At 67.0% G+C, this 13,427-nt stretch carries 12 protein-coding genes; all 12 read right to left on the reverse strand.

Annotated elements, in window-relative coordinates:
* Positions 1–249: 249 nt before the first annotated feature.
* The 12 genes from IZU87_RS10615 to IZU87_RS10670 all read right to left on the reverse strand — a co-directional run bounded on the left by IZU87_RS10615 (position 250) and on the right by IZU87_RS10670 (position 13,407).
* Positions 250–1,113, reverse strand: coding sequence for a 4'-phosphopantetheinyl transferase family protein (locus IZU87_RS10615; RefSeq protein WP_213114479.1), 864 nt, complete (start codon positions 1,111–1,113; stop codon positions 250–252).
* A gap of 9 nt (positions 1,114–1,122) precedes the next feature.
* Positions 1,123–1,662 (reverse strand): heavy metal-binding domain-containing protein, encoded by a 540-nt coding sequence (locus IZU87_RS10620; protein ID WP_213114480.1) that lies wholly within the window; start codon positions 1,660–1,662, stop codon positions 1,123–1,125.
* Positions 1,663–1,876: 214 nt separating this feature from the next.
* On the reverse strand, positions 1,877–3,136 hold the full coding sequence (locus tag IZU87_RS10625; RefSeq protein ID WP_213114481.1) for a beta-ketoacyl-ACP synthase: 1,260 nt from the start codon (positions 3,134–3,136) through the stop codon (positions 1,877–1,879).
* Positions 3,136–3,909, reverse strand: coding sequence for a 3-oxoacyl-ACP reductase FabG (gene fabG / locus IZU87_RS10630; protein ID WP_213114482.1), 774 nt, complete (start codon positions 3,907–3,909; stop codon positions 3,136–3,138). The genes IZU87_RS10625 and fabG overlap by 1 nt, the downstream gene beginning before the upstream one ends.
* Positions 3,909–4,517 (reverse strand): hotdog family protein, encoded by a 609-nt coding sequence (locus IZU87_RS10635; RefSeq protein ID WP_213114483.1) that lies wholly within the window; start codon positions 4,515–4,517, stop codon positions 3,909–3,911. Before IZU87_RS10635 ends, fabG begins: the two co-directional genes overlap by 1 nt.
* Positions 4,511–5,830, reverse strand: a complete 1,320-nt coding sequence (locus IZU87_RS10640; protein ID WP_213114484.1) for a beta-ketoacyl-ACP synthase — start codon at positions 5,828–5,830, stop codon at positions 4,511–4,513. The genes IZU87_RS10635 and IZU87_RS10640 overlap by 7 nt, the downstream gene beginning before the upstream one ends.
* A complete protein-coding gene (locus IZU87_RS10645; RefSeq protein WP_213114485.1) occupies positions 5,823–6,662 on the reverse strand; it encodes a DUF3261 domain-containing protein in 840 nt (279 codons plus the stop codon). The genes IZU87_RS10640 and IZU87_RS10645 overlap by 8 nt, the downstream gene beginning before the upstream one ends.
* A 9-nt stretch (positions 6,663–6,671) precedes the next feature.
* A complete protein-coding gene (locus IZU87_RS10650) occupies positions 6,672–8,063 on the reverse strand; it encodes an NAD(P)/FAD-dependent oxidoreductase (RefSeq protein ID WP_213114486.1) in 1,392 nt (463 codons plus the stop codon).
* Between the two features lie 107 nt (positions 8,064–8,170).
* Positions 8,171–10,657, reverse strand: a complete 2,487-nt coding sequence (locus tag IZU87_RS10655) for an MMPL family transporter (protein ID WP_213114487.1) — start codon at positions 10,655–10,657, stop codon at positions 8,171–8,173.
* Positions 10,654–11,274, reverse strand: coding sequence for a LolA-related protein (locus IZU87_RS10660; protein ID WP_213114488.1), 621 nt, complete (start codon positions 11,272–11,274; stop codon positions 10,654–10,656). Before IZU87_RS10660 ends, IZU87_RS10655 begins: the two co-directional genes overlap by 4 nt.
* Positions 11,274–11,771 (reverse strand): acyl-CoA thioesterase, encoded by a 498-nt coding sequence (locus IZU87_RS10665; RefSeq protein WP_213114489.1) that lies wholly within the window; start codon positions 11,769–11,771, stop codon positions 11,274–11,276. Before IZU87_RS10665 ends, IZU87_RS10660 begins: the two co-directional genes overlap by 1 nt.
* Before the next feature lie 37 nt (positions 11,772–11,808).
* Positions 11,809–13,407, reverse strand: coding sequence for an HAL/PAL/TAL family ammonia-lyase (locus tag IZU87_RS10670; protein WP_213114490.1), 1,599 nt, complete (start codon positions 13,405–13,407; stop codon positions 11,809–11,811).
* Between the last annotated feature and the right edge of the window lie 20 nt (positions 13,408–13,427).

Here is a 13,427-nt window from a genome sequence, read left to right on the forward strand (position 1 = left end):
ACCGTGCGGTTGTGCGGCGGGAGCAGCTTCTTGAGGATGGCCTCCCGGCGCTCGTCGGAGTACTTCATCGGAACCTCATCACGCCCCATATGGTTCAGAGTCTAACAGCCGCTGATACTCCAACTAGTGTGACAGTGGGGGGGAGTGGCAGGCCGAACGGCCGGAGCTGTTTACCCAGTCTGTAATCAATCAGACGGAACCCGACACATAAGTATCAAGATCGAAAAAGGTGACAGAAGTATTTTGGAGTCATGTGGATAAAGAATGTTTTAATGTGCATTCATACCCTACCCATTCCCGATAAAACCCGTCCAATCGTTCTGTCTCGCTGAGGTGTGATGCCTCGGCGAGGCGTTCGCGTGCGTCTGTAGGCAGCATGGCGATACGGGCGTCGAGTTCGTGGGCGTGGCGGGGGTTGCGGTATTCGAGGTCCAGCCCGAGCGGGAGGGTGGCGAGGCCGACGAGTACATGGCCGTGGCGGTGGGCGATGGAGACGTAGAAGCCAGCCGGTAGCGCAGGGTGATGGGGTGCCTGGCCACGCGGCGACCAGTCGGCCAGCGGTAGCGCAATGCCTTGGGCAGCGGCGAGTTCGCCGAGCAGAAGGCGGGCGAGGTGCGATTCGGCTTCTCGTTGCTGGCGACGGCGGGCCTTGGTAGATGACACGGGGGTGTCCGCGTTATCCACATCCGGCTGGCGAGCGCGCAGCGCGCGATGGCGGGAAGCCTCAGCCGAGGAGTTGATAGAGGGAGCAGAGGAATCAGCACAGGATGCTGGCAGCACACACGCCTCGGCCAGCCACAGGCGGGCTGGCCGAGGGGATGATTCAGAGCTGGGATTCGGCAAGGCGCGGGCAGCGCCGCCAGACGCCAGTGAAGCGGCGAGGGCATGGGGATCATGCGAGATCAGCGGCTCGGTGCTTGGCAGCTCGTTGTTAAGCAAGCCAGTGCTCAGTGAACCTGCGCTCAGCGAAGCGGAGCCATCCGCTGCAGCATGCCCCAGCACCACACAGCGGTAGGCGGGGTGATCGGTCGGACGCGCCGCTGGCTCGATTGCCGAGTTATCCTCAACCGGCTCACTTGCCCCGCTCACATCCTTGCCTTGCCTGGCCATCATGATGACGAATCAGTTCTTCGGATGCAGGATCACCAGATCCCCACGCAACGCGACGCCCGCGACGATATTGCCCGCATGGCACTCGTACTTCTCGCTGCTGGAGTAGGGCACCTTGTCATAGTCGCTGCGAATGTTGATGACCGCATTGGCCCCGTATTCGCGCGCCTTTTCCTGCAGCTCACGCAGCGCCGACAGGAACACCCAGCGACAGGCTTCCGCATCGCTCTTGTTGGTGGCGTTGGTCTTCGGGTTCACCCGCGCCCAGCCGCGCTTCTCGATTCGCTCGTAGGGCTGCTTGTCACCGAAGAAGAAGGCCACGTCCTTGCCCAGTCGCTGACTGGCCGCGGTGCTGGCCATCACCGGCATGATCGGCAGGAAGTGCTGCGTGTCCCGCGCCACCGCCGGCGCGGAGGCCACAAGCCCCGCAGAGCCGAGCAGCAGCGCAGACACCAGTGTCAGCACACGCGAGGCGCGACCCGAGCGGGCGCGCGTGGCAGGTGCCGCGGAACGTTTCGAGGATGCGAGCGACTGAGCAGAACGTGACGCCATCTGAGACCTCTCCTAACAGGGTGATTGACTGGCGCGACGCCAGTGAATATCGCCGTCAGCCAGCCAGGGGCGTGAGCCAATCACACCATAGACCATGCAGCGGGCGCGTATCTTGCGCCAGATCCGACCCGCTGCAAAGTCGTACGTTGGCGACACCCTGCAGAGGCGTCAGCGCGAAGCGTGGTGACTGGCGCCAGATCAGATTGCCAGTGACTCACTCACCCTGCCAGCGACGCAGAATCAGCGAGGTATTGATGCCACCGAAGGCGAAGTTGTTGCTCATCACGGTGTCCGTCTCGATCTCGCGGCCTGCGCCGGTGAGGTAGTCGAGCTGCGCGCAGCGTGGGTCGAGACTGGTGAGATTGGCGGTGCCGTGGAACCAGCCATCGCGCATCATCTCGATGGCGATCCAGGCCTCCAGCGCGCCACAGGCACCCAGCGTATGGCCGGTGTAACTCTTGAAGGCGCTGATCGGCGTGGAATCGCCAAACACCGCATGGGTGGCGTGGCTCTCGGCGATATCGCCGCGCTCGGTGGCGGTGCCATGGGCGCTGACATAGCCGATCTCACTGGCCTCGACACCGGCATCCTCCAGCGCCATGCGCATCGCGGCTTCCATCATGTTGGCGTCCGGCTGGGTGACGTGACGGCCATCGGAGTTGGTGCCGAAGCCGAGAATCTCGGCGTGGATGGTCGCGCCGCGCGCCAGGGCATGCTCCAGCTCTTCCAGAATCAGCGTGCCGGCGCCTTCACCGATCACCAGGCCATCACGTTCGGCATCGAAGGGCCGCGGTGACAGGTCCGGGCGCTCATTGCAGGTGCTGGTGGCGAACAGGGTATCGAACACGGCGGCGTCGGCGGCGGACAGCTCCTCGCAGCCACCGGCGACCATCGCGGTCTGGCGGCCGAAGCGGATCGCCTCATAGGCGTAACCGATGCCCTGACTGCCGGAGGTGCAGGCGCTGGAGGTGGTGTGGATCCGCCCCTTGATGCCGAGAAATACGCCGATATTGACCGGCGCGGTGTGCGCCATCATGCGGATATAGGAATTGGCGCTGAGCCCGTCGGTGGAGTGGTTGATCAGCATGTTGCCGAAGTCGGCCACCGCGTCCGGCTCACCGGCCGAGGCACCATAGGCGATGCCCATCTGGCCGCTCTCCTTGAGCGGGCTGTCACTCAGGCCGGCCGCTTCCAGCGCCAGCTCGCTGGAACGGGTCGCCAGCTGCGCCACACGGCCCATGCTGCGCAGCGCGCGACGGTTGTAGTGACTGGGCAGTTCGAAGTCGTTGACCGGCGCGCCGAGGCGGGTGTTGAGACCGTCGTACTTGTCCCAGTCCTCGATATAGCGGATGCCGGTGCGCCCGGCGGCCAGGTTGGCGCGCAGGGTCGGCCAGTCATTGCCGATGGGCGAGAAGCCATGCATGCCGGTGACCACGACACGTCTGCCGCGCAGTGCGTGAGAGGAAGTCGTCATCAGAACATCCCCCCATTCACCGCGATGGTCTGACGGGTGATGTAGCCGGCGTCCTTCGAGCACAGGAAGGCCACGGTGGCGGCGACTTCCTCGGCTTCCCCCGCGCGGCGCATGGGAATCATCTTCAGCGCTTCTTCCATCTCGACGCCTTCGGTCATCTCGGTGGCGATGACGCCCGGTGCGACGGCATTGACGGTGATGCGGCGCTTGGCCAGCTCCACCGCCAGCGCCTTGACCGCGCCGATCAGCCCCGCCTTGGCGGCGGAATAGTTGACCTGCCCCCGATTGCCCATCATGCCCGACACCGAGGACATCACGATGATGCGCCCCGGCTTGCGGCGGCGTACCAGCGGCATGGAAAGCGGCTTGATGACGTTGTAGAAGCCATCGAGGTTGGTGCGGATCACGCTGTCCCAGTCTTCATCGGTGAGCGCCGGGAAGGCGTTGTCGGCATGGATACCGGCATTGCAGACCACCCCGTAGTAGCAGCCGTGGGCCTCGATATCGGCTTCCAGCGCGCTGCGCGCGGCCTCACGGTCGGCGACATCGAAGCTCAGGATGCGCGATTCGCCGCCCAGGGCGCTGATCTCACGCGCGACCTCCTCGGCGGCGTCACGGCGCGAGCGACAATGCAGCACCAGGTTGTAGCCTTCGCGGGCCAGACGCAGCGCGATGGCGCGGCCGATGCCACGGCTGGAGCCGGTGACCAGAATCCACTCGCGTGCTTCAGGGGCGGCGGTGGCAGTTTCAGTAGCGGGGGATGTGACAGACATCAGACATTACCTTGCGATGAGGCACCGGCAGCATCCTGCTGTCCGGGTGAGGATTCTTGTGCGGTCTCTTGCGTAGACGCCGCGGAGGGCAGCGCCTCGGGCGCGGGCTCGAAGACATTGACGCCGGCACGGGCGACAGTGGCGCCGTGCTCGTCGCTGATGGTGGCCTCGAAGGCGCCCAGACCGTTGTCGGCACGATAGTCGAGCTGAACATGAATCTGCCAGCGACAGTCGCAGGAAAAGGCGGCGACTTCGCTCTCATAGCGGCGACTCCCGAGCAGAAAGCCGACCCGTGGCGGCTGGCCACTACGCGCGGCCTGCAGGCCCGACCAGGCGGCGATGGCCTGAGCCATCCATTCAAGCCCGACCCAAGCGGGAATCACGGCCTGGCCGTCGGCGTCCTGCTCGGCGAACAGGTTGTCTGGCGTCGGGGTGATGTCAGTGCTCAGCGAATGCTCGTCACAGCGCAGCACGCTATCCAGCAGGCACATGCCCGCATCATGGGGCACATAGGGGCCGATGGCGCAGGGCATGGCGGGATAGCGCGCCTCACGGGGCTGCACATCAGCGCCAGCAGGGGAAACTGAGTCGGTGCTCGGGGTCAGCATGCAGAGGACTCCGGGTCGGTGGTGTGGCGCTCCAGCACCAGCGAGATATTGTTGCCGCCGAAGGCGAAGGCATTGCTCATCACCCGCAGCGGCGGGGTCTCGGGGCGGTCACGATAGACGATGTTGAGCGCAGGCAGTGTCGGGTCCAGCGCCTCACGCGGCGTGGCATGCGGCGGCAGGCGGCCATGTTCCAGCGCCAGCCAGCAGAAGGCGGCTTCCAGTGCCCCGCAGGCGCCCAGCGTATGGCCGGTGAGGGCCTTGGTCGAGCTGACGGCGGGCAGACGGGCGTGATCGATATCAGAACCGGTGTCAGAGTCGGCATCTGCACCGAACAGGCGGCTGATGGCGAGGCTTTCCATCGCGTCATTCAGCGGCGTGGCGGTGCCGTGCAGGTTGATGTAGTCGATCTCGCCGGGAGCGCGTCCGGCACTGGCGAGCGCGCCGCGCATGGCGGCCTCGGCGCCGCTGCCATCGGGGCAGGGCGCGGAAATATGGTGGGCATCGCTGGATTCGCCGACGCCGGTCAGCTGTACGCCACCACGCTCAGGCGTGACCACGAACAGCACCGCGGCCTCGCCCAGATTGATGCCATCGCGCTCGGCCCCCAGCGGCTGGCTCTGCTTGCGGCTGACGGCCTCCAGGCTCATGAAGCCTTTCACCGTCATGTGGCACAGGCTGTCGGCGCCACCGGCGATCACCGCATCGCACTGGCCGGAGGCCAGCAGACGTCGCGCACTGGCCAGCGCCTTGGCGCTGGAGGTGCAGGCGGTGGACAGGGTGTAGATCGGCCCGCGCGCGCCGCTCAGCCAGGCGACACACTCGGCGGGCGCGCCCAGTTCCTGGTGACGATATTCAAAGCTTTGCGGCCAGCTGTCGGCGCTCGGCGTGCCCTGGGCGACGGCGGCGCGCTGGGCGTCCATCGCGGCTTCTGTCTCGCCGATGCCGGAGGTGCTGGTGCCGAGCACCACGCCGATGCGCTCCGGCGCGATGCCCTGACGCTTGAGGGCTTCAAGCTCCGGTGCCAGCTGCTCAAGCGCGGTGGCCAGCAGGCGGTTGTTGCGTGAGCGCAGCGGGGCCGGCCAGTCACTGTCATCTACCAGCCGCGCGGTGACGCGCCCCAGCGACAGCGGCGTGCCGGGGCTGAAGTCATCACTGACACGCAGGCCACGGCTGGCGCTGAACAGCGCACTGCTGATCAGGCCGTGGTCTGCGCCCAGCGGGCAGACGATGCCGGGGCGTGACAGGCGACAGGCGTTGCCAGTGTCGCGGCCCTTGGGGGTAGTGGTGGCCACGGTTGCAACAGATTCAGTCATGCGCGGGAGCTTCCGGTGAGTCGTCAGGGGCGTTCTGTGTGCTGGGCGCTGCCAGCGGTTCCAGCGTCAGCTGCATGTCGGCCGCCGGGTCGCGCAGGGTCACGCGGCCACTGGCATCGCGGGTCAGTTCGGCGATGGTCACACCATCTTGCGTGATGATGCGCTGCGCGGGCTGGCGGCGTTGCTGCCAGTCGCCGCGTTGTACCAGCTGCCAGTCGCCGCGTTGTACCAGCTGCCAGCCTGTGTTCGCAAAGGCGGCATCGATCGCGGCCTGCGGCCAGTGCACCCAGGCGATACGCCGCGCCAGCCAGTCGGCGCTGAAGGGCAGCTTCTCGAGCACCTCGGGGCGTGCCTTCTCGAAACGGCTGCCATCGGCGTCATGCACCAGCGTCAGCAGGCGTTGGCCCTGCACGCTGAGCATGACCAGCCGCATGGCCTCGGGCGATTGACGCAGGACGCCGATGAGAGGCGGCAGATTCTGCTCCTGCTCACTCTCGCCAACCTCGGCCCTGGCATCGGCACTGGCATCGGCACTTTCATAGGCATCGACTGCACGCTTTGCGCTGTCATCACTCTCTATACGCGCCACACGCAGAATCAGACGTTGGGTACTGGTCTGCTCGAGACTCGCCAGCGCCGGCATCGGGCTGACAGCCTCCAGCGGCTTTGGGGCGAGCAGGCTGCAGCCGCTCAACAGCAGCGTGGCGGCCACGGCGAGGCTGGCCAGCCCGAGGCGGCTGCGCAGCCCGACTGAACGCAGCCCGACTGAACGCAGCCCGACTGTGTGCAGCCCAGTAGAAACAGCGTGAGAGGCGAAAGACATGTTTTTCATGACGCTACTTTACCTGTTCTCGCCGACGCTTGCTGCGCGGCCGAAGGCGCTGAGGCCAGCGAGCGAGTCGCTTTCCTGCATCGCGTCATGCACGAGTGCCTGTTCGGGCGCGGTCAGTCTGGCAAGGGCCGTCAGGCGGCGGCGACTGGCGCTGACGAAGGGGTTGTCCGTGTCCCAGGCGTAACCGGCGAGCACCGCGCTGATCATCTGGCGAATCCGCGCATGCGGCTCGGGATGATAGATGATGTCGGTCAGACGGCTGTCGTACCAGGCGGTGACGAATTCGCGGAAGACCTCGATGCCACGGCGCAGCGGCTGCTCGTATTCGCTGGCCCAGTCGGGGCGCTGCTCATCGCGGGTCGCGGTAAGCTCACGCACGACCAGCGGCGCGGCACGCAGCGCCGATTCCAGTGCGATGGTCACGCCGGAGGAGAACACCGGGTCCAGAAACTCTCCGGCATTGCCGAGCAGCGCATACCCCGGGCCATGCAGACGACTGACATCAGCGCTGTAACCGCCCAGCGACTGCACGGCGTTGGCGGGCGTGGCATCGCGCAGCAGCTCCGCCAGGCGTGGTTCTTCCATCACCCACTGCCATAGACGTGTCTGCGCATCGTCCTCGGCGCCAGGCTCGATCAGCTCGCGCGGGCCGACCACGCCCAGCGAGGCGCGGCCATTGGTGAAGGGAATCAGCCAGTACCAGACATCGGGATGCGTCGGATGCGAGGCGATCAGGATATTGTCGCGGCGATAGCCCTCGGCGGGCGGCGCGAGGTCGGCGATGCCATCGTGGACATGGCCGAACAGCGCCATGCGCGGCTCCAGACGCGGGTCACGCTCAAGTGATTCGAGTCGCGCCAGCACGCGGCCATAGCCGCTGGCATCCAGCACGAAGGCGGCCTCCAGCTCGCGGCCATCCGCCAGCGTCAAGCGCGGCCCCTGTACATGGCCAGTGGCGTCGCTCTGCGCGGGGCGGGCGGGAGTGAAGCCCGTGACCGTGACACCGAATTCGACCTCGGCGCCCGCCGCCCGCGCGCCCTCGATCAAACGCTGATCAAAGTCGGCGCGCTCCACCTGCCAGGTGGTGCCGGGGCCGTCGCTGAACTTGTCGCGGAAGTCGATCACGCGATGCTCGCCGCGGCGGGTGAAGGCCGCGCCGGTCTTGCGCTGATAGCCACCGGCGGCGGCGGCCTCCATCAAGCCGCAGGCCTCCAGATGCTGCATGCAACGTGGCAGCAGGCTCTCGCCGATGGAGAAGCGCGGGAAGTGGCTGCGCTCCAGTACGCGCACCGCATGGCCCGCGCGTGACAGCCACGCTGCCGCCGCCGCGCCGGCGGGTCCGGCGCCGATGATGATGACTTCCTTGCGTGGTGGGTTGTTGCTGCGATCTGCCGATTCCATGGCATCGTCCCCTGTCGTTGTCGATATCGTTATCGTTATGTGTTCATGTTGCGCTGCGTTCCCTGCGGCTTGCTTGTCTCTCGCTTGCCTCTCGCTTATGGCCCGAATCAACTGCGCGCGAAGGGCACCAGGCACCAGGTGGCGCTCAGCCCCAGCAGGCAGGCCAGCCCCAGTGCTGCCAGCGCCGGTGTCTGACTGAAGCTCAACAACCCAAAGGCTAGCAGGCTGGAGGCGCACGACAGTGAAATCGCCAGCAGGCTGGCCTGCGATGCACGGCTGGTGCTGGCCTCTGCTCTGTCTTGTCCAGCTTTTTCATTCGCGCTGCGCGTGGGATTACCTTTCTCTGCGCTGCGCGCAGGATGCTCGGCACAGAAGATGCCAGCACTGCTTTTTTCTGCGCTGCGCGCGGGATGCTCGGCACAGAAGATGCCCGCATCCAGGCCAATCCCCAGTACCAGCAACAGGCCCAGCAGGTGGAACAGGTTGAGGCCGACGCCTGCCAGCGTCAGGGCCGCCAGCGTCAGTACCAGTCCGCCCATTGGCGGCAGCAGGGCTCGCCAGGTGCTGCGGCGATAGCGCAGCGCCAGCAGCAGGCTGATGAAGACCACCGCGCCGCCGACCAGCCAGGCCATCTCGCTGCGAATCCTGCCCAGTGTCGTCGAGAGCCTGGCGACCTGATCCACATACTCGAGGCTGTCGTCATCCGCGGCGAGGCGCGCAAGCGCTTCGCTGCCCTCAGTCGTGACATCCCCGAAGCGCACGATGCCGATGGCGGCGCTGCGTGAGTCGAGCCACAGTCGCTGGCCCATCTCGCCGGCGGGCAGCGCGACCCAGTCCGCCGGGCGCAGCGGGTGAGCGTCTGCGATGGCCTGCTCGGCACGTGTGACCAGCTCGGGTGGCAGGCCTGCGGTGCTCAGCACCTGGGGCAGCAGGGTGCGGGTGCGCTCACGCATGGCGCCGAGATTGGCCTGCTGCCGTTCAAGTGTCGGCAGTTGCTGAGCGAGGCTCGCCCAGTGGCCCAGCTGCTGGCGTGCATTCAGTTGCTGGAAGGTGTCTTCCAGCGCATGCAGGCGCGTGAGCAGGGCGGCGTCTGTCTCGGCCTGCACGATCAGGTAGCGCAGGCCGTCCGGTTCGGCGAGCAGGCGCTGGACCTCGCGTTGCTCGTTGATGAGAGACGCAGGCGAGGGGTTGAGCTGCGTGAGGCGGTCATCGCTGCGCAGTCCGTAGAGGCTTGCCAGCGCGGCTACCAGCAGCAGGCCCAGTGCCTGCCAGCTGCGCTTGTCGGGGATGGCGCGCGCCAGACATCCTGCGGCGCGGGCGGCGGGGGAGTCCTCGCGGGTGGCCTGCGTCGGCAGTGGCAGTTGCGGCAGCCACAGGCGCACGCTCAGCCAGGCACCGATCAAGCCGAGCGCCGCGAACATGCCCATCTGGCGCAGGCCGGGCATCGGCGTCAGGGTGATGGCCAGATAGGCGGCGAGACTGGAACACAGCCCCAGCGTCAGGCCCGGCCACAGCGCGGCGAGCCCGCCACGGCCATTCGTCGTCGCCAGGCGGCGCATGCACTCCAGATGCAGCACGTAATCGATGGAGATGCCGATCAGGCTGGCGCCGAAGGCCAGCGTCAGCACATGCAGGCTGCCGAAGGCCCACCAGGTCAGCGGCAGCGCGAACAGCACGCCGGTGGCCACCGGCACCAGCAGCAAGGGCAGCCGCCGCGGGGTGCGGAACACCGCCCACAGCAACAGCAGCACGCCGATCAGCGAGCCGAGCCCGATGGTCGACATCTCCTGCTTGGCCTGTTGCGCGCCGTTGCTGGCATGGAAGACCAGTCCGGAGCGCAGCAGCTGGACGTCGGGATAGTCGGCCTTCACGCCATTCACGGCCTGCTCCAGCGCCTGCTGGTCACTCATCGCGTAGGCGCTGCCCGTCAGGGTGGCGCTGATCAGGCGATAGCCGCTACCGCCTTCTTCGCTGTTCTGCTCGTCACTGTCCTGTTCGTTACTGACTGAGCCAGCGGAAGCCGGCGCGCGCAGCAACAGCTGGCCGCCGGACAGCGACAGGTTGGCGGGCGTCAGCCAGCTCTGCCAGGCGCCAGCGAGGCCGAAGGGATCACGGATAAGGTCGCGCTGGCCGCCGGGCTGGAACAGTTGCCTGAGGGCGCGCGCCTGCCAGTCATCGTCACTCAGGCCTGCAAGCGACGGGGCGATCAGGGCCGGCTGGACCTCTGCCGGCAGGCGCAGGCTTTCGAGGCTCTTGCCGTCATCCAGCCTCGCGATGGGCGCGAGCGCCTGACGCAGCGCCTGGGCGGCGGCGTCACGCTGCTTGCGTGCGGCGGCGCTGGCATCGCGACTGCCGACCAGAATCACCAGCCGGTTGGCGGTGTCATCCAGCGATTCGGCGCGCGCCGCCAGCGGGCTGCGTTCCTGCTGTGGCAGCATGGCGGTGATGCGGGTGTCGATCGCCCCGCGCCAGGGGCTCTGCGGGACGATCTTCGCGGCCAGCAGCAGGGCGCACAGCAGCAGGGCGGCGGCCCACAGCCAGCGCCAGATGGCGCGATCCAGCCCCTTGCGCGGCTCACGGCTGGGCGATGTCATCGCTCGCAGTGACCGCCGGCGGTGAGCGTCAGCTCAAGGCGGTCACCATCGCCGCTGTCGAGATTCACGTGTTCCAGCCAGCTGCCACCGTCGATCTCGAGACGCTCGATGGCCTCGGCCAGCCGGGCATCGTTGGGCGTCAGGCTGGCCTGCCAGTCATCCGGCGTGCCCGTCAACGTCAGGGAGAAGTGCTCCTCGAGCGCCTGCCAGTCGCCGTGGAAGAAGCTGATCAACAGCTCCGCCATCGCCTGCTGGTCGGCCGGCAGCGGCTCGCCATTCGGGCCTTCGCTGGCATCGGGGCGCATCTCGAGACGGTCTTCAATCGGTGAAGTGGTTTCCCACACCAGGCCTTCGGGTGCGTTCGGGTCACCGATCAGACGGAAATGACCCCGGCTCTCGAGCTCTGCACCGACATCCTCGAGCCAGCGTGTCTGCTGGAAATCACCGCAGACAGGGGCGGTGCGCGCCAGCTGTTGCGTCAGGGCGCGGGCGTCGAATCTGGCGTCGCTGGTATTGGGAGCACTGGTCTCTGAGGCATTGGTCTCGGATGCGCTGGCCCAGGAGGCACCGGCAGTCAGCAGCAGGGCAGTGGCGGCAATGGCAAGGCGCGAAGTCATTACGGCGTTCCTTGTGTTTCTGAAGGGGAGGCAGGCGAATCACTGGTGTGTGTCAGCGCTTGTTCGGCCTGCCAGGCGGCCAGCCGCTCGCTGAGCGCGGCGGGCGAGGCCAGCAGCATCTCGCCATCTTCCAACCCGACCGCGACCTGCACGCTGTAGCCGCGGGTCAGGCGCTTGCCGCTCTCGACATCGCGGATCACGTAGTCGAGCTTGAGACGGTTTTCCCACTCGCGCAGCCGTGCGGTAACGGCGATGCGCTGACCGAAGCGCGCCGGGCCGGCATAGCGCAGGCGCAGGTCGATCACCGGCCAGGCGTAGCCGGAATCGCGCATCTGCGGGTAGTTGTAGTCGAGCATGTCGAGCAGCTTGCAGCGGGCGATCTCGAGATAGCGCACGTAATGGCCGTGCCAGGCGACTTCCATCATGTCGACGTCGTGGAAGGGCACTTCCATCTCTACCGTGGCGGTCGGCAGCGGGGTGTCTGTGGGCTGATTCATGACTTGTTTCTCGTTCATCCGTTGGCCTTGCCGGCGCTCAGGGTCCAATGGCGCTCAGGGTCCAATGGCGCTCACGGATGCGCGCACATAGCAGGCGCAGGTCGGCTTCCAGAGCGCGATCTTCCTCGAGGGGCGCGATGTCTTCACGCAGTTCACGAGTGAAGGCGGCCAGTCTGGGCGGCGTGGCGGCTTGACCCGTGATGTCGGCGCGCTGCTCGCTGCCCTGCACGGCGGCGTGCAGAGTGGCGGCGGCGACCTGTTCCACCAGTGTCAGCACGCGCAGCGCATCCCGCGCGGCGATGGTGCCCATGCTGACCTTGTCCTGATTGTGGCACTCGGTGGAGCGCGAGAAGACGCTGGCGGGCATGGTCAGCTTGAGGGCTTCCGCCGTCCAGGCCGAGGCGCCGATCTGCACCGCCTTGTAGCCATGATTGAGCGGCGCGCGCTCGAGCGTGGCACCGCTGAGATTGCTGGGCAGGCCACGGTTGTAGCGGCTGTCGACCAGCAGTGCCAGCTGGCGGTCGAGCAGGTCGGCCAGGTTGGCGACCGCCGTCTTGAGGCTATCCATCACCATCGCCACATGGCCGCCGTAGAAGTGGCCACCGTGGAGAATCTTGCCGGCCTCGACATCGATCAGCGGATTGTCGTTGGCGCTGTTGAGCTCGGTCTCGAGAAAGCTGCGCCACCAGCTCAGACTGTCCTCGACCACGCCGATGACGTGGGGCGCGCAGCGCGTCGAGTAGCGGTCCTGCAGGCGCGGCGAGTTGATCGGCGTGGCATCGACTTCCGGCGCCGCCGGGTGGGCCAGATCATCGCGCAGCCACTGGGCCACGCGGGCCTGACCGGGATGCGGCTTGGCGGCGAACAGATCGGCATCGAAGTGGTAGGGGTTGCCTTCCAGCGCCTGCACGCTGAGCGCGGTAATGCGCGCGCTCAGGCGGCTGAGGTAGGTGGTGCGGCCGTAGGCCAGCGCGGCGAGGGCCGTCATCACGGCGGTGCCGTTCATCAGCGCCAGACCTTCCTTGGGGCGCAGCACATAGGGTGTCAGGCCGTGTGCCGCGAAGACCTCCGCCGTCGGGCGCAGCGCGTGGGGCTGGCCTGCGCCGGGGCGCACCCAGACCTCACGCTCGCCACACAGCACGGCGGCCACATAGGACAGCGGGGTGAGGTCGCCGCTGGCACCCACCGAGCCTTCCTCGGGAATGCGCGGCAGGATGTCGTGATTGAGCAGCCATACGAGGCGCTCCAGCAGCGCCATGCTGACCCCGGAGACACCACGGCACAGCGAGACGAGGCGCACCATCACCACCGCGCGACTGCTGACCACATCCAGGTCCGCGCCCATGCCACAGCCGTGGAAGGTATAGAGGTGGCGCGGCAGGGCTTCGAGGTCCTCTGCCCCCTGCACGGCACGCGTCACGGAATCGCCGTAACCGGTGGTGACGCCGTAGACCACGCCTTCCTCTTCCAGCAGGCGTTCCAGCAGGGCCGGGCCGGCCTCGATACGGGCGCGGAAGGCGGCATCCGAAGTCAGGCGCACCTCACGGCGGCCTTCGGCGACATCGATCAACTGCTCGAGGGTGATATCACTGCCGTCGAGAATCAGGGCGGAGGAAGAGGTGGCGGGCTGTGACATGACGAGGTACCTGGCGAAGA

It is taken from the genome of Cobetia sp. MC34 (assembly GCF_018340035.1).
In the GTDB taxonomy this organism is placed as follows: Bacteria; Pseudomonadota; Gammaproteobacteria; order Pseudomonadales; family Halomonadaceae; genus Cobetia; species Cobetia amphilecti.